At 68.1% G+C, this 20,824-nt stretch carries 20 protein-coding genes; 17 read left to right on the forward strand and 3 right to left on the reverse strand.

All coding sequences use genetic code 11. The annotated features are described in order from the left end of the window. Positions 1-261: 261 nt before the first annotated feature. From MOQ72_RS07990 to MOQ72_RS08020, 7 genes are all read left to right on the forward strand, one after another. Entirely contained in the window at positions 262-1,221 is a 960-nt protein-coding gene (locus tag MOQ72_RS07990; protein WP_242181514.1) for an amidohydrolase family protein, read from the forward strand. Positions 1,222-1,310: 89 nt separating this feature from the next. Beyond that, a complete protein-coding gene (locus MOQ72_RS07995; RefSeq protein WP_242181515.1) occupies positions 1,311-2,297 on the forward strand; it encodes an ABC transporter substrate-binding protein in 987 nt (328 codons plus the stop codon). Next, positions 2,294-3,151, forward strand: a complete 858-nt coding sequence (locus tag MOQ72_RS08000; protein WP_242181516.1) for an ABC transporter permease — start codon at positions 2,294-2,296, stop codon at positions 3,149-3,151. The genes MOQ72_RS07995 and MOQ72_RS08000 overlap by 4 nt, the downstream gene beginning before the upstream one ends. Next, the gene (locus MOQ72_RS08005) at positions 3,151-3,942 is read left to right on the forward strand and encodes an ABC transporter permease (RefSeq protein ID WP_242181517.1); all 792 of its coding nucleotides are present in this window, start codon (positions 3,151-3,153) and stop codon (positions 3,940-3,942) included. Before MOQ72_RS08000 ends, MOQ72_RS08005 begins: the two co-directional genes overlap by 1 nt. 1 nt (position 3,943) lies before the next feature. Further along, positions 3,944-4,726 carry an ABC transporter ATP-binding protein gene (locus tag MOQ72_RS08010; protein ID WP_242181518.1) on the forward strand — a complete coding sequence of 261 codons (783 nt, stop codon included), beginning with the start codon at positions 3,944-3,946 and terminating at the stop codon, positions 4,724-4,726. Then, the gene (locus tag MOQ72_RS08015) at positions 4,723-5,925 is read left to right on the forward strand and encodes a M24 family metallopeptidase (RefSeq protein WP_242181519.1); all 1,203 of its coding nucleotides are present in this window, start codon (positions 4,723-4,725) and stop codon (positions 5,923-5,925) included. The genes MOQ72_RS08010 and MOQ72_RS08015 overlap by 4 nt, the downstream gene beginning before the upstream one ends. Next, the gene (locus MOQ72_RS08020; protein ID WP_242181520.1) at positions 5,925-6,824 is read left to right on the forward strand and encodes an NAD(P)-dependent oxidoreductase; all 900 of its coding nucleotides are present in this window, start codon (positions 5,925-5,927) and stop codon (positions 6,822-6,824) included. The genes MOQ72_RS08015 and MOQ72_RS08020 overlap by 1 nt, the downstream gene beginning before the upstream one ends. Positions 6,825-6,972: 148 nt before the next feature. On the opposite strand, the gene MOQ72_RS08025 is transcribed toward MOQ72_RS08020, so the two are convergent. Continuing rightward, positions 6,973-8,181, reverse strand: coding sequence for a PucR family transcriptional regulator (locus MOQ72_RS08025; RefSeq protein ID WP_242181521.1), 1,209 nt, complete (start codon positions 8,179-8,181; stop codon positions 6,973-6,975). A gap of 271 nt (positions 8,182-8,452) precedes the next feature. Here MOQ72_RS08025 and MOQ72_RS08030 point away from each other — a divergent pair, with 271 nt between their 5' ends. From MOQ72_RS08030 to MOQ72_RS08060, 7 genes are all read left to right on the forward strand, one after another. After that, a complete protein-coding gene (locus tag MOQ72_RS08030) occupies positions 8,453-9,712 on the forward strand; it encodes an aminotransferase family protein (protein WP_242181522.1) in 1,260 nt (419 codons plus the stop codon). A gap of 107 nt (positions 9,713-9,819) precedes the next feature. Next, positions 9,820-11,517 carry a purine-cytosine permease family protein gene (locus MOQ72_RS08035; protein WP_242181523.1) on the forward strand — a complete coding sequence of 566 codons (1,698 nt, stop codon included), beginning with the start codon at positions 9,820-9,822 and terminating at the stop codon, positions 11,515-11,517. Then, positions 11,514-12,350 (forward strand): 5-oxoprolinase subunit B family protein, encoded by an 837-nt coding sequence (locus tag MOQ72_RS08040; protein WP_242181524.1) that lies wholly within the window; start codon positions 11,514-11,516, stop codon positions 12,348-12,350. The genes MOQ72_RS08035 and MOQ72_RS08040 overlap by 4 nt, the downstream gene beginning before the upstream one ends. Further along, on the forward strand, positions 12,343-13,359 hold the full coding sequence (locus MOQ72_RS08045; protein ID WP_242181525.1) for a 5-oxoprolinase subunit C family protein: 1,017 nt from the start codon (positions 12,343-12,345) through the stop codon (positions 13,357-13,359). Before MOQ72_RS08040 ends, MOQ72_RS08045 begins: the two co-directional genes overlap by 8 nt. Positions 13,360-13,377: 18 nt before the next feature. Further along, positions 13,378-14,172, forward strand: a complete 795-nt coding sequence (locus MOQ72_RS08050; RefSeq protein ID WP_242181526.1) for a LamB/YcsF family protein — start codon at positions 13,378-13,380, stop codon at positions 14,170-14,172. Then, positions 14,172-15,515 carry an acetyl-CoA carboxylase biotin carboxylase subunit gene (locus tag MOQ72_RS08055; RefSeq protein ID WP_242181527.1) on the forward strand — a complete coding sequence of 448 codons (1,344 nt, stop codon included), beginning with the start codon at positions 14,172-14,174 and terminating at the stop codon, positions 15,513-15,515. Before MOQ72_RS08050 ends, MOQ72_RS08055 begins: the two co-directional genes overlap by 1 nt. Positions 15,516-15,520: 5 nt before the next feature. Next, positions 15,521-15,736 carry a biotin/lipoyl-binding carrier protein gene (locus MOQ72_RS08060; protein WP_242181528.1) on the forward strand — a complete coding sequence of 72 codons (216 nt, stop codon included), beginning with the start codon at positions 15,521-15,523 and terminating at the stop codon, positions 15,734-15,736. A 134-nt stretch (positions 15,737-15,870) separates the two neighbouring features. Here the strand turns inward: MOQ72_RS08060 and MOQ72_RS08065 are convergent, their stop codons facing one another. Further along, entirely contained in the window at positions 15,871-17,454 is a 1,584-nt protein-coding gene (locus MOQ72_RS08065; RefSeq protein WP_242181529.1) for an alkaline phosphatase D family protein, read from the reverse strand. A gap of 424 nt (positions 17,455-17,878) precedes the next feature. Here MOQ72_RS08065 and MOQ72_RS08070 point away from each other — a divergent pair, with 424 nt between their 5' ends. The 3 genes from MOQ72_RS08070 to MOQ72_RS08080 all read left to right on the forward strand — a co-directional run bounded on the left by MOQ72_RS08070 (position 17,879) and on the right by MOQ72_RS08080 (position 20,107). Continuing rightward, positions 17,879-18,280 carry a helix-turn-helix domain-containing protein gene (locus MOQ72_RS08070; RefSeq protein WP_242181530.1) on the forward strand — a complete coding sequence of 134 codons (402 nt, stop codon included), beginning with the start codon at positions 17,879-17,881 and terminating at the stop codon, positions 18,278-18,280. 79 nt (positions 18,281-18,359) lie between these two features. After that, complete coding sequence (locus tag MOQ72_RS08075; protein ID WP_242181531.1) at positions 18,360-18,917, forward strand: M48 family metalloprotease; 558 nt, start codon at positions 18,360-18,362, stop codon at positions 18,915-18,917. Then, on the forward strand, positions 18,914-20,107 hold the full coding sequence (locus MOQ72_RS08080; protein ID WP_242181532.1) for an MAB_1171c family putative transporter: 1,194 nt from the start codon (positions 18,914-18,916) through the stop codon (positions 20,105-20,107). The genes MOQ72_RS08075 and MOQ72_RS08080 overlap by 4 nt, the downstream gene beginning before the upstream one ends. Positions 20,108-20,130: 23 nt before the next feature. On the opposite strand, the gene MOQ72_RS08085 is transcribed toward MOQ72_RS08080, so the two are convergent. After that, positions 20,131-20,760 (reverse strand): phosphatase PAP2 family protein, encoded by a 630-nt coding sequence (locus MOQ72_RS08085; RefSeq protein WP_242181533.1) that lies wholly within the window; start codon positions 20,758-20,760, stop codon positions 20,131-20,133. Positions 20,761-20,824: the final 64 nt, after the last annotated feature.

Raw genomic sequence — 20,824 nt, forward strand, 5'->3', positions numbered from 1 at the left:
CGCGAACCAGCCACGAGAAACCACGCGACGGGAGATTGGGCTGGACGCGACCACCACTGTGAATCGCGGAGAGGCGGACCAGTCATGACGCTCCCTGTGTCAACTTCAGTCCTCGCGAACCGCACCTCAGGGGACCGTGACGCGAACCAGCCACGAGAAACCACGCGACGGGAGATTGGGCTGGACGCGACCACCACTGTGAATCGCGGAGAGGCGGGCCAGGGAGAGGCGGGCCAGGGAGAGGCGGACAGGGGGCCAGTCATGACCACCGGCAGGATCGATACCCACCACCACATCGTCCCGCCGATGTGGGCGGACGCGTTGGGCGCGAGCGGGTACTTCGGCGGGCAGGCCACGCCCGCGTGGAGCCCGGCCGCCGCGCTGGAGCTGCTCGACGAACTCGGCATCGACACGGCCGTGGTCTCGGTAGGCAGGCCGGGTGTGCACCTGGGTGGCACCGACGCCGCGGCCCGTGCGTTGGCCAGGCAGGTCAACGAGTTCGCCGCGGACCTGGTCCGCGAGCACCCCGGTCGGTTCGGCTTCTTCGCGTCGGTGCCGCTGCCCGATGTGGACGGTTCGCTGGCCGAGGTCGGCTACGCGCTCGACGAGCTGAACGCCGACGGCGTGATCCTGCTGGCCAATGTGGACGGTACCTACCTGGGCGACCCGGCGTTCGACCCGCTGATGACCGAGTTGGACCGGCGCGGGACGGTGGTGTTCGTCCACCCCACCGCACCGCCTGGTCCTGCCGTGCCGGGCGTGCCCGCGTTCAGCGCGGATTTCCTGCTCGACACCACCCGCGCGGCGCTGAACCTGGTGCGCCACGGCGTGGTGGCCCGGCTGCCGCGGCTGCGCATGATCCTCTCCCACGCGGGCGGTTTCGTGCCGTATGCGGCCCACCGGATGGCCAGCCTGACCGAGGGCGCGGCCGGACACGTCGTCACCCGCGAGAACTTCCTGCGCGATTTGCGGACCTTCTACTTCGATACGGCGCTGTCGGCCAACCCGCACACGCTGCCCAGCCTGCTCTCGTTCGCCGACCCCGACCGCGTGCTCTACGGCAGCGACTGGCCCTACGCGCGCGGCGACAACGCCCAGTACTTCACCGCCCAGCTGGATGCCTACCCGTTGACTGAAACCCAGCGCACCGCGATCAACCGGGACAACGCGCTCGCCCTCCTCCCTCGGGTGGCCAACGTCTCCGCAACGAGCTTTTCCTAGCCACCACAACGAAATCCCCGTACTCCAGCGTCGGCTGGAGGTGTTTCGTCCGCACCCTGACTCGTTTCACCGGCGAAACGGAGCCAACCGTGAAGTATCGATGCAAGGCGGTGTGCCTGCTGCTCACCGCAGCGGTCTTCCTGCTCAGCGGGTGCGGGGCGCTGAGCGCGACCAACGTCCCCGGCAGCGGGGCGGCCGAGGGCGGCTTGGTGCCGATCACCGCCGGGGTGGCCGCCTCGCAGTCGTCCACGGCCGTGCTCGTGGGCCTGCAACGCGGCTTGTTCGCGCGCAACGGCATCCACCTCACCCTCGGCCGCGCGGCCACCGGCGCCGGTGCGATCACGCAGGTCATCAACGGTCAGCAGCAGGTCGCCCTCGGCGGCATCTCGCCGGTCGTGATCGCGGCGGGCTCACGCATCCCGGTGCAGATCGTGTCGGGTGCCGTCGCCGATCGACCCTCGCCGCAGGGGGCGCAGTACCAGACCATGGTCGCGGGCGGCAGCCCGATCCGCTCCTTCCGCGACCTCGCGGGCAAGACCGTCGCGGTCAACTCCCTCAAGTGCTGCTGGGAGTTCTGGATCCGGGAGGCCATCGAGAAGGACGGGGGCGACCCGTCTTCGGTCCACCTGGTGCAGCTGACCTTCCCCGACCAGCTCACCGCGCTCGAACAGGGCAAGGTCGACGCGATCAGCACCGCACAGCCGTACGCGACCGCGTTGCGGCAGAAGGGCTATCGGGACATCGGCGACTCACCGGCGGTCGCCTACGACGACCCGAACGCCGACAACACGGTGTTCTACATGGCCAAGTCCTTCATCGACCAGCATCCCGGCATCGTGGAAAGGTGGCGAAAGGCGGTGCGCGAGTCCAGTGAGTACGCCAACGCACATCCCGACGAGACCCGCAAGGCCATCGTGCAGCAGACCTCGGCCGATCCCGCGCTCGTGGCGATGGCGCCGCTGCCGTTCTACACCGCCGAGGTGAACCGGCAGGTCATCGAGAAGGAAGCGGCCTTCGCCGTCAAATACGGCGTGCTCGACGTCGTGCCCGCCTACGAAACCTATGTCGTGCCATGAATACCGAGCCGACCGCCACGAAGCTGGCCACCGCGCCCGCCGCGTTTGACGCCAGGACAGACTCCGCCGCACCCGGCCGCCATGCCGCGAAGCCGTGGCTGCTGCGCGGACTCCCGTGGCTGACCACCATCGCCGTCCTCGCGTTGTGGGAACTGTGCGCGCGTACCGGGTTGTTCCCCCCAGAGGTGCCCGCGATCAGCAGCATCGGCTCCGCGTTCGGTCAGTTGGCGCCAACTGCGGGGTTCGCCGATGCCTTGGTGACCACACTCGAACAGTTCGCCGTCGGCCTGACCGGTGGTGCCGTCGCCGGGCTCGCGCTCGGTGTCGCGCTCGGCGCGGTGCCATTGCTGCACCGCCTCGCGCACTACCTGCTCGACTTCCTGCGCTTCGTGCCCGCCGTGGTGTACCTGCCGTTGCTGCTGCTGTTGCTCGGCGCCGGGCCACGAGTGTCCACATTGCTCGGCATGGTGGGTGCGTTGTGGCCCATGCTTTTCCAGACCCTCTACGGGGTCAGCGGCATCAACGACGTGCTCCGCGACACCGCCCGCGTGTTCGGACTGCGACCGCTGCAACGGCTGTGGCACGTGGTGCTCCCGGCCGTGCTGCCGTTCGTGGCGACTGGCGTGCGGCTCGCCGCGTCCCACGTGCTGGTCGTGGTGGTTGCCGTGGAGATCATCGCTTCGGTGCGCGGAATCGGCGCCGACATCGCCGTTTACGCGTCCAACGCCGTCTACCCGCGGATGTACGCGCTGGTGTTCGTCGTCGGCGTGCTCGGTGTCCTGGTCAACGTGGGGCTGCTCGCGCTGGAACGTCGTGTGCTGCGCTGGCACGTCGCCTATCGGGAGGAGGCATGATGGCCGTCGTCACGCAGCCGCGCAGGGCAGGGCGCAAGGTCGCGGCGTGGCTCGTCTCGCTCGTCGTACCGGTGGCGGCGCTGCTCGCCTGGTGGTTCGCGTCGGCGGGCAGCACGTCACCGTTCTGGCCGTCGCTTCGCTCGATTCTGGCGTCGTTCCAACAGTTGTGGTTGTTCAGCCGGTTCACCTCCGACGTGCTCCCGAGCCTCACCCGGATGCTGATCGGCTACGTGGCAGCGGTGCTGATCGGCATCGCGCTGGGTGTCCTGTTCGGACGGTCGCCGGTGTTGCACCGGGCGTTCGACCCGATTCTGCAGTTCTGCCGGGCCCTGCCAGCCACTGCGCTGGTGCCGGTGAGCATCGTGCTGCTCGGGATCGGCGACACACCGAAGATCGTGCTCACCGCGTTCGTCACGGTCTTTCCCGTGCTGCTCAACACCATCGACGGAGTGCGGGCGGTCGACCAGGAGCTGGCGGACACCGCCCGCTCCTACCGGCTGACGCGCGCGCAGCGGGTGCTGCACGTGCAGTTGCCTGCCGCCGCGCCGAACATCCTCGCCGGGATGCGCATCGCGTTGACCGTCGCGTTCGTGATGATGGTCGTCACCGAACTGGTGGCGGCGACCAACGGGATCGGGTTCGTGACGCTGCAAGCGCAGCAGAGCTTCGAGGTTTCGGAGATGTGGGCGGGCATGCTGCTGCTCGGCATCCTCGGCGTCCTCTTCAACGGTGCGTTCGTGCTCGTCGAACGCCGCCTGCTGCGCTGGTACACAAAGGACCGGGAGAGCTGACATGCTGACCGTGGAACATCTCAAGAAGTCCTACCGCTCGGCGGGTGGCGAGCTGGAGGTGCTCAAGGACATTTCGTTCACCGTGCGGGCTGGCGAGTTCCTCACCATCGTCGGCCCGTCCGGTGCGGGCAAGACCACCTTGCTGCGGTGCCTGTCCGGCCTGCTGCCGCGATCCGGGGGAAAGGTCGCGCTCACCGAGACGGGCAAGGTGATCGAGAGCCCGCCGCCCGAGGTCGCTTGCGTCTTCCAGGATTACAGCCGGTCGCTCATGCCGTGGTCGAAGGTCAGCCGCAACGTCGCGATCCCGCTGAAGAACAAGATCCGCGACCGGACGGCCCGGCGCGAAGTGGTGCGGCAGGCGCTGGACGAGGTCGGGCTCGGCGCGTTCGGTGACAACTACCCGTGGCAGCTCTCCGGTGGGATGCAGCAGCGGGTGGCCATCGCGCGGGCCATCGCCTACCGGCCGCAGTTCCTGATCATGGACGAACCGTTCGCGTCGGTCGATGCCCAGACCAGGGCTGATCTCGAAGACCTGGTGCTGCGGGTGCGCCACGACGCCGGGCTGACGATCGTGCTCGTCACCCACGACATCGACGAGGCCGTGTACCTCGGCGACCGGGTGATCGTGATGTCCAGCCGCCCGACGACCGTGCTGCGGACCCTCGACGTCGACCTGCCCAGACCTCGCAGCCAGGTGACGACCAAAGCCCTGCCGAGGTTCACCGAGCTGCGCACCGAAGTGCTCACCTTGATCAGCGGCGCGAACGCGGGAGCGGCCCGATGAGCGGAACCGAACTGTCCGAACGGCTGAACCACCCGGTCAGCACTGCCGAGCGGAACCGCCGGTGGGACGCGATCCGCGAGGGCATGACCGCCCGCGGTCTCGACGTGCTGGTCGCGCAGACCAACAACGACTACGTCGGCGGCTACATCCGCTACCTCACCGATGTTCCGGCGACCAACGGCTATCCGGTGACCGTGGTGTTCCCCCGAGAGGAACCCATGACGGTCATCCGCCACGGTGCGCGGGGCGAGGACCTGGATATCGATCCCGAGCACGACCCGGTTCTGCGCGGCGTCGGCCGGGCGCTCGCCAGCCCGTACATGAGCTCGGTGTCCTACACCCGGTACGACGGGGCCGAGCTCGCACTCGACGCGCTGCGGCCGTTCGCCACCGGCAGCATCGGCTGGGTCGGCACGGGCACGATCCCCATGGCTTTTGGGGAATACCTGCGGCGCGAGCTGCACGCGGCCACGTTCACCGAGGCCGCCGACGTCGTCGACAACGTGCGCGCGGTGAAGTCCGAAGAGGAGCTGAACCTCGTCCGCGCCACCGCGAAGCTGCAGGACGCGGCGATCGCGGCGGCGTTCGAAGCACTTCAACCGGGCATGCGGGACAGCGACGTCGCCGCCGTCGCACAGCACACCGCGCAGTCGCTGGGCAGCGAGCAAGGCATCTACTGGTGCGTCTCGACCCCGCTCGGCGAGCCAGGTCGGATCGCGCATCCGCACAGCCAGCACCGCGTGATCCGCAAGGGCGACGCGTTCCACCTCATGGTCGAGGTGAACGGGCCGGGCGGGATGTACACCGAGATAGGCCGTTCGGGCATCCTCGGCGAGGTACCGGCCCGCATCGCCGAGGAGTACGAATTCTGCTTGCAAGCGCAGCGGTTCTGCTACGGCCTCCTGCGGCCCGGTGCCGCACCGGCCGACGTCTGGGCCGAGTACAACCAGTACCTGCGCGACAACGGGCGGCCGGAGGAGCTGCGGCTGCACTGCCACGGCCAGGGCACCGATCTGGTCGAGCGGCCGCTGATCCGGGCCGAGGAGACGATGCCGCTGGCGGCGGGCATGAACATCGCCTGCCACCCGCGGTACGTGCTCGACGGCTTCTGCCACTGGGTGTGCGACAACGTCATCATCGGCGACGGCGGCGTGGAGGAGTTGCACAAGTTCGACAAGCGCCTCGCCAAGCTCGGCTGATGGTCCACGAGGTCGTGGCCGCAGGCCCGGACGAGGCGCTGTCCGCACTGCGAGCGGCAGCGCCGGGCCTGATCCGGGCTGTCCCCGTCCCCGCACGGGGCACGCCGGGCGCGGCTGCGGCGTTGCACGAGGTCGAGTTCCTCGTGCTCGACCACGATCGCACCGACCTGCTCCCGCTGCTGGCGGACCTGCCCGCGTTGCGGGTGGTGCAGACGTTGATCGCTGGCACCGACTGGCTCGAACCGCACCTGCCGGAGCGGGTGCGGGTCACCCGTCCGGTCGGAGCGCGGGACAACGCGGTCGCCGAGTGGGTGGCGTCTGCGTTGCTGGGACTCGCCAGCGGACTGCTGCCCGCCGTGCGCGACCAGCAGCACCGGCGGTGGCGCCGTGCGGTGAGTTCCGAACTGGCCGGTGCCCGCGCGGTGCTCGTCGGGGCGGGCCCGATCGGGTTGCGGACCAAGGACAAGCTCATCGCGCTCGGGGTGGACGTGACCCTGGTCGCCCGCCGGGGTGGCGACGGCGTGCACCCGGTCGCGGATCTGGACGAGCTCGTGGTCGACGCCGACGCGGTGGTGCTGCTGGTGCCCGCGACTGCCGAGACCGCAGGACTGGCAGGAGCGCACCTGCTGTCCCGAATGCCAGACGGGGCTGTGCTGGTCAACGCGGCTCGTGGCACGGTGGTCGATACCGCGGCGCTGACCGCCGAAGTGCTCTCGGGACGACTACTGGCGGTGTTGGACGTCACCGACCCGGAACCGCTGCCCCGAAACCATCCATTGTGGACGGCGCCGGGCTGTTTCCTCTCGCCGCACGTGGCCGGTGTGACGCGTCAGGGCAGAGCACGAGCCGTCGACGCAGCCGCGCGCCAACTGGCCCGGTATGCCCGAGGAGCGCTTTGAATCCGCGGCGCATTTCCGCACTGTTCCAGGGTCGTCACCCTGGCGTCTAGATGATCCTGATTGGGCCGCAGCCGCGATACCCCACGCGTCGGCGGGGTGGACTGCCGCAAGCGCGCAGCGCTCAGCCCACGAGCTTTGAATCAATCAGCTAGGCGGGTGTTCCCGTGCTGTCCAGGCCGACACGTCGCACCGAGCGGACCGCCAGCAGGGCGGTGGCGAGATCTTTCGGGCGGGTCAAGTCGAGCCCGGAGAGTTCTTCGAAGCGCCGCAGGCGGTTCAGAATGGTGTTGCGATGGCAGTAGAGCCGTCGCGCTGTCTCGGTGGGCGACCCCGAGCCTTCGAGGTGGACCTGCAACGTCTCCAGCAGGCGGCGGCGCTCGGATTCCTTGATCGAGGCGAGGCCGTCGAGCAGGGCGGCGCCGAGGTAGTCGCTGATCTCGCGGGCGCCACCGACGAACGCGGACGGGATGTCGTCAGCGGCGAACACCACGTCGCAGCTCTTCGGGTGGGTCGAGTCGCGGGCGGCGTCGGCCAGCCACACCTGGCGCCGGGTGTCCTGCAGCGAAAGGTAGGGTGGGCTGACACCAGCTCGGGTGCGCAGGATGCGGCGCAGGCAGTCGGCCAGTTGTTGCGGGTTCTTCTCCAGCGCCACGATCCCGGTGAGCACGTCGCTGTCCAGCGACCAGACCGAATGCGCCCCGTTCTCCCGGAGCGCATCCTCGGGCCGGATGAGCTCGGCATGCCGGTCCGCTCGAACCACGACGTACGGGCCGTGCTCGCCCAGCCCGTAGCGCGCTGCGACCTTGCGCGCCACCGTGCTAACCGGACCGGTCCCGTACAGCAGTTCCTCGAACAGCGACCGCAGGTCCCGTTCGCGTTCCTCGGCGAGCTCGGCCTCCGCCTCGCGGTACACCTCGCTGATGCGGACGGAGATCTCGTCCACGACGTGCCAGAGCGGCAGGACGAACTCCGTCCAGTACTGCCGGACCTTGGGCGGGCGGCTTTCCAGCCAGGTGATCAGAAGTTCCCAGACGATCCGGAAGTCGATGCGGAACGCGCGCAGCAGTGTGTCCAGGCCGACTCCCTGTCGAGCGCGCCGCCGACCGAGATCCGCCAGCGCGCGGTCCAACTCGGCGGTGTCGAGTCCCGCGAGTTTGGCCAGCAGCAGCGTCACCGTCTCGTGACACGCTTGTCGCAGATCCTCCGCGGGCACCAGTTCTTGGTACGAAGGCTCGCTGGCGCTGGTTTCCGCCGCGGCCATGTCGCCGAGTTCGGAGACCCGAGCGAGCATGGCGTGTGCTGCCTGGGTCAGGGAAGCCTCGTATCCGGAAGCACCGCCATCGAACGAACTGTGCACGAGCACAATTTAGCGCTGCGTAGGTTGGGAATCCACCTCTTGTTTTGTTGTCCTCCGGGTTGCTTGGATTTCGACACCCGCACAGCGCGCTGCGGCAGGCGACCGGCACGGGAGTGCGGTCCTGGCCACGGAGCGCAACTGCGACGCGGGCCGCCGATGTCCTGCGGAGGTCCCGAGGGCAACACAGCGGACGAACTAGGCGAAAGCGGCACCGAAAACGTCGGTTCGTGTCCGTTCGTTCACCCGGAGTGACTTGGAGGCGCGGATACACATGGGCAGCTACTGGCATCCCTTCGCGGACATGGCGTCCATCGCCGACACCGGCGAATTGGTCATCGACTCGGGTGAAGGCGCCTACGTGGTCGACGAATCCGGGCGGCGTTACTTCGACGCGGCGGGTGGGCTCTGGTACTGCAGCGTTGGATACGGCCGGGCGGAGATCGCCGAAGCCGCCGCGGCGCAAATGCGTCGAATGTCCGCTTATTCCAATTTCGGTGACTTCGCCACCCGCCCGACGCTGGACCTCGCCGAGCGGGTCGCCGCCCTAGCGCCGGTACCCGATGCCAAGGTGTTCTTCACCAGCGGCGGCTCGGATTCCGTCGACACCGCGGTGAAGCTGTCGCTGCGCTACTGGGCGGAACGCGGCGAACCGGATCGGAACGTGATCATCGTCCGGGAACACGCGTACCACGGGATGCACGTGGGTGGGACCGGGCTGGCCGGAATTCCGGACAATCGGACCGGTTACCCCGAACTGTTGCCGAGCGTGGTTCGGGTCGCCTACGACTCGGCGGAAGAACTCGACGCGGAAATCCAGCGAATCGGACCGAACCGCGTCGCGGCGTTCTTCTGCGAGCCGGTGATCGGTGCGGGCGGTGTTCGGCCGGTGCCGCAGTCCTACCTTACCGCCGCCAGGGAGGTCTGCCGCCGCACCGGCGTGCTGTTCGTCGCCGACGAAGTGATCTGCGGCTTCGGCCGGTTGGGCGAATGGTTCGCCAGCACCCGGTTCGCCCTCGAACCCGACATCATCACCTGCGCCAAGGGGCTCACCTCCGGATACCTGCCGATGGGCGCGGTGATCGTCTCCGGTGCCGTGGCCGAGCCCTTCTTCACCCGTCGCGGTGTGCTGTGGCGGCACGGGTACACCTATTCCGGCCACGCCACGGCCGCCGCCGTGGCGCTGGCCAATCTGGACATCCTGGAGCGGGAGGGCCTGGTGGGCCGGGTTGGCGAGCTGGAACAGCAGCTGACCCGGTCCCTCGCACCGCTTGCTGGCCACCGGCTGGTCAACGAAGTGCGTTCCGGTGTCGGGTTGCTCGCCGCCATCGAACTCGATCCGGCCGCCGTCCAAGCGAAGCCCGGACTTCCCTCGCAGATCATCGCGGAACTCCGCGAACGCGGTGTGGTGACCCGTTTCCTCGCCGGATCGGCATTGCAGGTGTCACCCGCGTTCGTCACCGACGAAGCCGATTTGAAGATCTTGGCGACCGCGGCGGTGGAGGCGCTGGACGCGGCCGCGAGCCAGCTCTGAAGCCTGCTGGACAAGCAAATGAATCGACAACGGCGTCGCCACAACGGAAACCGAACCTAGTACTTTCGGCCCGTGCTCCTCGGGTCAGCGGAAAAAGCGGAGGTAGCATGTCATCCAGCGCCGAAGCGGAAGGACCGGGTACACCACCCCGTTCGAACCTGAAGGCTTCCTTGATCCCCAAGGGCGCGGAGGCCCGCCGCGAGGCAGCCGAGGACTACGCGCTGCGGAAGGTTCCGGAGCACTGGAAGCGCCCGTCGCTCAGCTTCGCGATGTCGTTGAGCGGCCTGACCTCGTCGGTGTTCTTCCTGGCCCTCGGCGGGCAGTTGGCCCTGCTGTTCGGTTTTCCCTCCGCGATGGCCGCCTTCGCCGTCGCCACCGTGCTCGGTTGGCTCGGCTCCGCGGTGATCGCCCGAGTCACCGCGATGACCGGGCTCGACCTGGATCTGATCACTCGCGGCAGCGGATTCGGTTTCCTCGGCTCCGCGGTCACTTCCCTGATCTACGGGCTGAACTGGTTGATGTACGCGGCGATCGAGGCCGCCTACCTCGGCACCGCCCTGCATTCCCAGTGGCCGGTGCTGCCCTCCTGGGTGTGGTTCTTGATCTGCGCTTCCATCTCGGTGCCGATCTGCTGGTACGGATTCACCCAGAACGACTTCGTGCAGCGCTGGCTGAGCCCGATCTTCGTGATCGGCCTGTTCTGGCTGCTGATCTCGGGAATCCAGCACGGAACGGCCGAACCTTCCTTCAGCACACCGGGTTTCAGCGTGGTCGGTTTCGCGGGTGCGCTCGGTGCGCTGCTGCCCAACGTGGTCATCCAGGTGCTCGGCACCGGCGACTTCTCCAGGTTCATCCGCAAGTCCGAAGTGAAACGCGCCATGATCGTGGGACCGTTCGTGGTCATCGCCGCGGTCTACCTCGTCTCGTTCCCGATCGGCGCGACGCTGGCGCTCTACACCCGAAGCGACAACCCGGGCGACTACATCAACGGACTGCTGGGCATGTTCGGCATCATCTGGGTCCTCGCGACCCAGTTGCGCATCAACAACATGAACTACTACAGCGCGTCGCTGTCGCTGGCCAACTTCGCCGCCCGGATCCTGCACTGGGTGCCCGGTCGGCGGTTCTGGGTCCTGATCACCGGCGTGGTCGCCTTCATCGGCGCTGTCCTCCACGTCGAGGAGCACCTCGTGTCGGTGGTCAGCTTCATGGGCATCTTCTGCCTGGCCTGGCTCGGTGTGCTGATCGCCGACATCTGCGTGATCAGGCCGAAGCGGCGCGGCACGCTGCACGTCGAGCACCGTCGCGGATACCTGGCCAGCTGGGGAGTTCCGGCGCTGAGCAGCTTGTTGGTCGGCGCCGCGGTGGGCGCGATCCTGTCGCTGGGTGGGATTCCGACCACCGAATCCGGTGCGCTGCTCGGTGATGTCGTGGCGTTCGGGGTTGGATTTCTGGGGCCGATCCTGGTGGAGTGGCTCACCGGTAGCCGCATGGCGCGGCTCGTCCGGCAACCGGATCCGAACTGGATCGACGACCACTCCCGAAACGACGAGGAGCTGGAACGCGACGAGAACATGCTGCCCTGCGGCAACTGCGGGGAATCTGTCATGCGGCAGGACCTCGTGACCTGCCCGGTCACTGACAGCCACGTGCTGTGCTCTGTGTGCTGCGGCGCGCACCGCACCTGCGGGGAACGGTGCAAGACCGAGTCGTTCGTGCCGTCCGACGACGAGATCAGGCGGCACCTGGCGGTTGTCGCGGTCACCAACGGTGCCGACCTGAAGGGATCCGAGAAGCAGGCGTGAAGCAGCAGGAGAAAGGAGCGGACCGCATGGGCTACGAACGTGCCGTGTTCCGATCGCTCGGTGACCTGGAGTTGGCCGTCGAGTTCGGTGACCGGATCGATCTCGCCCTGAACTTCCGAGTGCTCGCACTGCAACGCGCGTTGCGGGCGGCCGACGTGGCCGGGGTGCGGGAGACCGTGCCCACGCATCGATCGCTGGGCGTGGTCTACGACCCGATGCAGATCCGCCGCCGCGAGCTGGAAGCCGTCATCACCGAACTGGTCGACGACCTCGCCGAACTGACCGAGTTCCCCTCCAGGCTGCTGACGATCCCGATCTGGTACGACGATCCGTGGTCCCAGAGCTGCGCGCGGGAACACGGCGTGCCGAACAACATCGAATACCTCGCGGAGGCCCACGGCATTTCCGCGGCCGAGGTGATCGCCCGGCACTCCGGTGTGCTGCACTGGGTGTCCGCGGTGGGCTTCCAACCCAGTACCTACCAGGCCGTGCCGCTGGGCGAGATGCGGTTGTCCGGACCGAAGTACGAGCGGCCTCGCAAGTGGACGGATCCCGGCATCGTGTGCCTGGCCGGGAACATCACGTCGTACTACCCGGTGCGCAGTCCCGGTGGCTACCAGTTGCTCGGGCGTACCCCGCTTGACCTGTTCGACCCGCTGCAACGCAACGCGGTGTTCGCCGACGGGCCGGTCCTGCCGCGAGTGGGCGACCGGCACCGGTACGTGGCCATCGACGGCGACCAGTACCACGCGATCCGCGCCCAGGTGGAGGATGGCACTTACGAGTACCAGATCGAGGATGGCGTGCACCGGCTGGAGGAAGACCATGCCTGACAACGGCAAACTCGAAGTGGTTCGGCCGGGTGTGATGACCACCGTGCAGGACCTCGGCCGCGGTGGCTACCTGGCCGAGGGAATCCCGCCGTCGGGCGCCTTCGACGCGACCGCCTTGAAGCTGGCGAATCTGTTGGTGGGCAACGAGGTGGGGGAGCACGTCCTGGTGGGCGGGGATCCCGGAGCCGCCGGATTGGAGATGGCGCTGCGCGGGCCGCGGCTGAAGGTGCTGTCGGACAGCGTCATCGCGGTCACCGGTGCGGACCTGCAACCGGCGGTCAACGGCCAACCGATCGACATGTGGACCGCGATCGACGTCCGCGCTGGCGAGGAGATTTCCTTCGGCGTGGCGCGGCACGGCGTGCGAGCTTATCTCGCGGTGGCGGGCGGAATCGATGTCCCGACGGTCCTCGGCAGCCGCTCGACCAACGTGCGTGCCGGTATCGGTGGTGTCGAAGGGCGGGCGCTCAAGGCCGGGGACGTCCTGCCCATCGGCACCGGGGGAACTCCGGCAGACCTCGCGGGCCGACGCATCCGCGCGGATCGAATTCCGGGCTACGGCATACCAGCGGAACTGCGCGTCGTTCTCGGACCGCAGGACCACCTGTTCACCGCGGACAGCGTGCGAACCTTCCTGGACACCGACTGGAAGCTGTCGACCACATCGGACCGGATGGGCTGTCGGTTCATCGGACCGGCGCTGGACTTCCAGCCCCGGCCGGACTACCTGGTGGAGCAGGCTGGCGCTGATCCGTCCAACATCGTCGACGACTCGATCTGCATCGGATCCATCCAGGTGCCCAGCGGGCTGGAACCGATCGTGATGGGTGTGGACGGCCCCAGCCTCGGTGGCTACGCCAAGATCGCGACCGTGATCAGTCCCGACCTGTCCCGGCTGGCCCAGCTCCGTCCCGGCGAAGTCGCGCGGTTCTGCGCGATCGATCCGGACGAAGCGCATGAGCTGCATGTTGCCGCCCGCGGCGTGGGCACCGCGGCCGATCTCGCGTGAAGATGACCTGGAGGAGTCGTGAACTGGAAGATCAACATCAACTCCGACATGGGCGAGGGATACGGGCGCTGGCAACTCGGTCCCGACGAAGAGCTGATCTCGCTCGTACCGACCGTGAACATCGCGTGTGGTTTCCACGCTGGTGACCCGCGCATCATGCACCGGGTCACCGCCGCCGCTGTCGTCGCGGGAGCGGACATCGGTGCACACGTCGCACTGCCGGATCTGCGGGGCTTCGGTCGCCGCCCGTTGGCCATCGCCCCGGAGGACCTCCGGGATGACGTGCTGTACCAGCTCGGCGCGCTGGACGCCTTCGTCCGGGCTGAGGGTGGTGTGCTGCGGCACGTGAAGCCGCACGGTTCGCTCTACGCGATGTGCGGGCGGGACGAGGACTACGCGCGGGCGCTGCTGGAAGCGGTCGCCGGTTACAACAAGGATCTCGTGGTGATCGTGGGGCAGGGCTGGCCGCAGCGGTTGGCCGCCGAGTACGGCTTGACGGTCGTCTACGAGGGATACATCGACCTGGAGTACCAGCCGGACGGATACCCCAGAGTCGAGTCCGCCAAGTTGCCCTACGACCCGGACGACGTGGTGCGCCGAGCGATCGGCATCGTCAAAGCGCGCAGTGCCAAGGCGTTGGACGGTTCGGAACTCGAAATCCTGACGCCCACGCTGTGTCTGCACGGTGACATGCCGAACGTGCTGGAAGTCGCGCACCGGGTGCGCGAGCGGCTCGCCGAGGAAGAGGTCGAGATCGTCGGTTTGGCCGCTGCGTTGGAGTCCTGGGATCCCGCGTTCACCGGAGCGGACTGATGATCGATTCCTTGCTGGTGGCCAACCGCGGCGAGATCGCTCGACGGATCATCCGCACGGCCAATCGACTGGGAATCCGCACCGTGGCCGTGTATTCGGAGCCCGACGAGAACTTGCCGCACGTGCGCGAGGCAGACGAGGCCGTACTCCTCGGTCCGGCTCCGCCAGCCGCGTCCTACGCCAACATCACCGCGCTGCTGGACGCGGCGCGGCGCACCGGGAGCCAAGCGGTGCACCCCGGCTACGGCTTCCTCAGCGAGGACGCCAAGTTCGCGCAGCAAGTGCAGGAGAGCGGACTGCTGTGGATCGGTCCGGACCCCTTCGTCATCGAGCAGATGGGCGACAAGGTAAACGCTCGCAACATCGCGATGAGTGCCGGGGTTCCCGTCGCCCGTGGTAGCGTCGAGCCGCCTGGAGACGTCGCGGAGGCAGCGGCCATCGCCGCCGACATCGGGTATCCGGTGATGCTCAAGGCGGCCGCGGGCGGCGGCGGGACGGGCATCTTGCAGGTCGCCGACGAGGCTGGCTTGCGGGCCGGGTTCGAGCGGCTGCAAGCCTACGCCGGACGGATGTTCGACAGCCCCAAGCTGATCGTCGAACGGTTCTTCCCGCGCGCCCGCCACGTCGAGGTCCAGATCCTCGGACTGGCGGATGGGCGGGTCCTGGCACTGGGTGAGCGGAATTGCTCGGTGCAACGACGCAACCAGAAGGTGGTCGAGGAAGCACCGTCTCCGGGACTTCCCGACGAGTTGCGGCGGCGGATGGTGGCCGCCGCTGTCCGGCTGGGCGAGGCGGTCGGTTACCGCAATGCCGGAACGGTTGAATTCCTGGTCTCCGGTGCGGAATTCGTCTTCCTGGAGATGAACACCCGGCTGCAGGTCGAACATCCGATCACCGAGCGGGTTTTCGGCGTCGACCTGGTCGAGCAGCAGCTCCGGATCGCCGCCGGGCTGGCTCCGTCGGTAGACGTGGCGGCGTTGACCCCGGTTGGCCATGCGATCGAACTTCGGGTCAACGCGGAAGATCCGGTGCGCTTCCTGCCTGGTCCGGGCGCGATCGTCGAATGGCAACAGCCTGCCGACCCCGAGGTGCGGGTGGACGCCGGATACGGACCGGGCACAACCGTGACACCGCACTACGACCCGTTGCTGGCGAAGGTGGTGGTGCACGGCGCCGACCGCGCGGAAGCACTGCGGAAGGCCGCCGCAGCGGTGGCTGATTTCCGGATCAGCGGACCGAAGCACAATCTGCCCTTCCTGGCCCACCTGCTGGCCACCCCGGAGTTCGCCAGCGGCGATTACGGAACTGACATCGTCACCCGCATCCAGTCGAAGGAGACGTGAGCGCCATGACCGAAATCGTCGCCGACATCACGGCAAACGTGTGGAAAGTCGTCGTCAGCACAGGGGAGTCGGTGCAGCCCGGCGACACCGTCGCGATCCTGGAATCCATGAAGATGGAAATCCCGGTCGTCGCGGAGGAACCCGGCACCGTGTCGGAGATCAAGGTGACCGAAGGCGGCACGGTCGACGAAGGCGACGTCATCGCCATCCTGACCGCCTGACCCCTCGCCACTGCCTCCCCGGGTTAGTGCTGGACGACCAAGGTGCGCCGTTGTTCAACGGCCATGTGCCGATGAAGTGAGGCGGTCGTTCCGATCCGCCGGGTGGTCCGGCGGGTCGGAATCGTCGGTGCTGGTCAGGCTTTTTGGGCTCCGGGCCTGCCGTTCTCGACCACGAATGATGCGAACTTCGACTCGGGCGCGTCCGGTGTGCTGACCGTGCTCACCATCCGCAGGTCGGCGGTGAACTCGCCACGGTCGACCTGGCAGCGGACGTAGCCGCGCCGGTCGCCGTCGAAGAACTTGATGTGCGGGTTGTACTTGATCATCGGCCCGTAGTACGGGCCGTAGACCTCGCCATCGCCGTTGGAGGAGATGGAGGTGCCGACGAACTCCGTGGCCACCACGGGGGAGGACGGCTGGTCGAAGTCCTGGAGGATGTCGTTGACGAACGTCGAGTGCCAGTCGCCGGTCACCACCACGGGGTTGCTGACGTCGTGGCGCACCCAGGCGTCGGTGAGCCGGTTGCGCGCGGCGGGGAAGCCGTCCCACGCGTCGTGCCACAGCCGGTCGCCGTCGGTGCCGTCGTGGTCGAGGCGGGCAAGCATCACGTTGCTGCCCAAGATGTTCCAGGTCGCTTCGGACGCCGCGAGTCCCGAGTAGAGCCAGCGTTCCTGTTCGAAACCGAGCATCGTGATGTCGGGAGCGTAGGCGGCGGGGCACGCGTCGGCCTCGCCCCAGCCGCACGGCGGCACGCTGCGGTACTGGCGGCCGTCGACGACGTCGAGCTGGGCGAGATTTCCCCATTGCAGTCGGCGGTAGATGCGCGGCCCACCGGCGCTGTCCGGCCGCGCGGGCGCGCGCACCGGCTGGTGCTCGTACCAGGCTTGGTAGGCCGCCGCGCGCAGCGCGCTGATGTCGCCAGCCTGTTCCTGCTGGGTGTTGGCGTAGTCGTTCTTCACCTCGTGGTCGTCCCAGGTGACCAGCCACGGGAAGCGGGCGTGCGCGAGCTGGAGTTCCGGATCGCTCTTGTAGAGCGCGTACTGCATGCGCCAGCGTTCAAGGTCCTCCGGCGCCTTGCGGAGGACGCCCGGTGTGCCGGTCGCTCGGTAGCCGCCGTCAGCGGGAATGCCGCCCTCGTAGACGTAATCTCCCAGGTGCAGCACGAGGTCCAGGTCCTCGTCCGCCATGTGGCGGTAGGACGGGTAGTAACCGGCCGCCCAGTCCTGGCAGGAGGCGAAGGCGAAGGCGAGCGAGCCGGTGGTCGCCTGCGGTGGGGGTGCGGTTCGGGTGCGTCCGACCGGCGAAATGTCGCCGCGGTAGCGGAAGCGGTAGAACCACTCGCGGTCGGGCTGGAGGCCCTCGGCCTCGACGTGCACCGAGTGCGCCAGCTCGGGCAGCGCCCAGGCGTCGCCGCTGCGCTCGATGCGACTGAACCCCTCGTCGCGGGCGATCTGCCACTCGACGGGCACCGGCTTCGGCTGCATTCCCCCGCCCGGCACGAACGGGTTCGGCACCAGTCGCGTCCAGAGCACCACGCCGGACGACGTGGGGTCGCCACTCGCGACGCCGAGGCGGAACGGGTAGTCGCCGCCATCCGGCCGGGTCGTGGCGGCAGCGGAGCCGACGGGGAGCTGGGCGAGGGCGGCGGCGCTCGCCACGGCGGAAACGGCGGTGAGGAAGCGACGCCGGTCGACGTCGGCGAAGTTGGCTCTGTTCACCGGGAATGTCTAACCGGCCACGGTTGAGCCAAGGCCACGTCAAGATGAACCATTCGACACGGCAGTGCCAACGGTGGCGTCGAGCCCGTGGTGATACCGGCTTTTCGGCCCGGTCGGCTACTCCGTGGTCGGATTCGTGCGAACTCACTCGATGAAGGCCGTGTGATCAGCGCCGTAGCCGTCCTCATAGGACGGGCCGTGGCGATGACCACGGTTTTGCCACGGGATTTGCCGATGGTGCGGCGCATCCGCGGGGACCGGGCAGGGCGTGGGATGGCGCGCGACCACCCCCTGCCCTGTCCGGCGCACCCCCAGCGGTTCCTCGATTCCACGATCATGGAATCCTCGACAGACGGTAGTCTCGAATGAGAGAATTCGTCAAACAGCGTGGTGGCGTGCGTCCGGTGGCTTCGGAGTGAGTGCGATGGCAGATCCAGGGTCTGCGTTGGCCGAGCGGCTGGCGTGGCTGCGGGAGAACTTCCCTGACCCTGAGACGGGGCAGCCGTACGAGGTCAAGGTCATGAGCGCGGCGACGGGCATTTCCCTGTCGCAGCTCTACAAGATCCTTTCCGGGGAGTCGCCGAATCCTGGTTGGCAACACCTGAAGGCGCTGGCAGCGTTCTTCAAGGTTCCGCTGGACGCCTTCGACGACGGCGAACACGGCGAGAAGATCCGGGCTCAGCTGGCCACGCTGGTGGAACTTCGCGCGCTGAAGGAGGGCGGCGTGGAGTCGGTGAGCCTGCGCGGGCTGACTCCAGCCCAGGCGGACCGCATCCGTGGCGTGGTGGAAGACCTGCGCCGTTCGAACGCCGTTGATTACGATTAGACGTGACCATGGTCACGGGTCGGGCGCGGAGTCGTTACGCTGTGTGCGGTTGGTGCTGGCCATGAGCGATCATCAACGCGTGACGACCTCCGATCACCGCGATCTGGCGGTGCGCTGCCAGGAACTGGCGGCCGCGTTACCGCTGCCGTCACCGTGGGATCTGGACACGTTCATCGCTGAGCTGTCCGAGGCGCGCGGGCGGCCGATCGAGCTGCGCCGAGTGTCCACAGCGGAGTCCGACAATCCGTGCGGTGCGCTGGTGTCGTTGGAAGATCGCGACGTGATCGGCTACATGCCCAGCACTCCACTGCACGAGGAACACATCGTCTTGCACGAGGTCGGGCACCTGGTGTGCGGGCACTCGGATACCAAGCTCGCCGATTCACCGATGGTGGCGGCGCTGGTGCCCGACCTGCCGCCAGAGCTGATCCAGAGCGTGCTGGGCCGCTCGGCGTTCGACGCCACCGCTGAGCGGGAAGCCGAACTGGTCGCGAGCCTGTACCTGTACCGGGCAGGCCGCGCGCCCGCGCCGATCCGCGGTGTCCGCAAGCTGGACGCGCGAACCGGCCGCACGCTGCGCGAGATCCAAGCGACGTTCGACAGCACACGGCGTCGCGGCCCGGAGAAACGCCGATGACCAGCATCGTCCTGCAAGGCGTGGGGATCGTTGCGGTGCTGGCGGCGGCCGTGAAGCTCATCCAGTCCCGCAAGGCGCTGACCCCGAGCGTGCGCTATCTGTGCGGCGCGATCGGTTGTGTGGGACTGTCGGCTGCCCTCGTGGCCCCGACTTCGCTGACGTGGGTTTCCACCTGGGAACCGATGCCCAACTTCGGCCGACTGGTAGCCAACATCCTGGCCATGTTCGCGGCGTGGTGCGTTCACGGTTTGCTGGCGTACCTGGTCCACGAGGCGCACCGCGCGCAGCGCGTGGTGCGCGGTCAGGCTGTGGTGGTCACCGTTGCCGCGGCTGCAATGGTGGCGCTGCTGCTGGTCGCCGATATCCCGTACCACCCGGAGTTCCTGGCCGCGTTCGCCGACCGTCCTGCGGTGGCCGCCTACCTCACCGTGTTCGCGTTCTACATCGGGTGGGCCACCGTCGCATTCGGCGTATTCCTGTACCGCTACATCGCCCAGAGTCGCCGGGTGTGGCTGCGCGCGGGGCTGCGCACGATCCAGGCCGGGTGCGTGGCCTCGGCAGGGTGGGCGGTGCTCAAGATCGTTGCTGCCATGCGCGCGGTGAGCGGGCATTCCCCTGGAGGACTGGATCAAGTGGCGGGCGGCTGCGCGGCAGCGTGCGTGGCGTTGGTGGCCGTCGGCGCCACCATGCCGGTGTGGGGCCCGGTCACGGCGGTTCCGATCGCCTGGGCACGGGCCCGCTACCAGGTCCGGAGGCTGCACCCGCTGTGGCGGAGACTGGCGGAGGAGCTACCGCAGATCACGCTGCCCGCAGGGGTGTACGCGCAGGAAGCCGCGCAGTTCGCGCTGTACCGGCGGGTGGTGGAGATCCGGGACGCGCAACTGGTGTTGCGTTCCTACATCCACCCCGAGGTGAGCACTTGGGCTCGTGAGGCCACCGTCGCGGCTGGCCTCGGTGAACAGCAGGCGCACCAGGTGGTGGAGGCCGCCTGCCTGGCGGCCGCGCTGGACGCGCACGAAGCTGGTCACCAACGGCAATCCGAGCCGGACGAGACAAACGCGCCGTTTCGAGGAGTGGCCTCCGAGCCGCAGGCCGAGGCCCGCTGGCTGATCCAGGTCCGCAGCGCATTCGAAGGCTCACCGATCGTGGCGACAGTACGGGCCCGAGCTCGCGCCGAACTGGCAGCCTAGCTACCCGCATCGAAGGCAGGCGCTCAAACCAGGGCTGCGAACAAGCCGCCGCCCACCAGGGCGCCCACGACGGCGCCCCACGTGACCTGTGCGGTGGTGTGATCGTTGATCTGCACCCGTGACCACGAGATCGCCGCCACGAGGAGCATCAAGGCCCAACAGGCCGGGTGGTAGATCAGAGCGAGGATGACCACCGCTCCGGAAGCCACTGCCGAGTGCATGGAGATCTTCCACCGCACGGTGATGCCGCCCGTGACGAATAGGCTGGCGATCATGGCGATGTCCAGGGCGATCAGCAGCCAAGGCGCGCCTAGGAGCACCAGCAGACCCAGTCCGACCAGGCTCATGGTGATCAGCGCGACGAACGGCACGAACCGACCGGCGCGGTTGCGCACGTGATGGCTGTCCCACCGCCCTGTTTTCGCTCCCCACACGATCACGCCCATGGGCAGGACGCTGCTGGTGGCTGACACCAGCAGGCCCCAACCGAGCGCGGGGCCGAAGCGGTGGGTCGCCTGCCAGGCCACGGCGAGCGGGAGCAACACGACGATCACCCAAGGCGCGCAGACCTCGGTGAGGACGCGCGCCGCACGGTCCTTGCCGGACTGCGCGACCGGTGCGGCGGGGGTGGCCTCGGGTGCTGCGTTGGTCATGGCGTCCTCGAAGTACTGGGGCAAGCTAGCTGGCAGTGTCACACATGCCCGACCGGAGTCATCG

The sequence above is a fragment of the Saccharopolyspora soli genome (assembly GCF_022678645.1).
Lineage (GTDB): Bacteria > Actinomycetota > Actinomycetes > Mycobacteriales > Pseudonocardiaceae > Saccharopolyspora > Saccharopolyspora soli.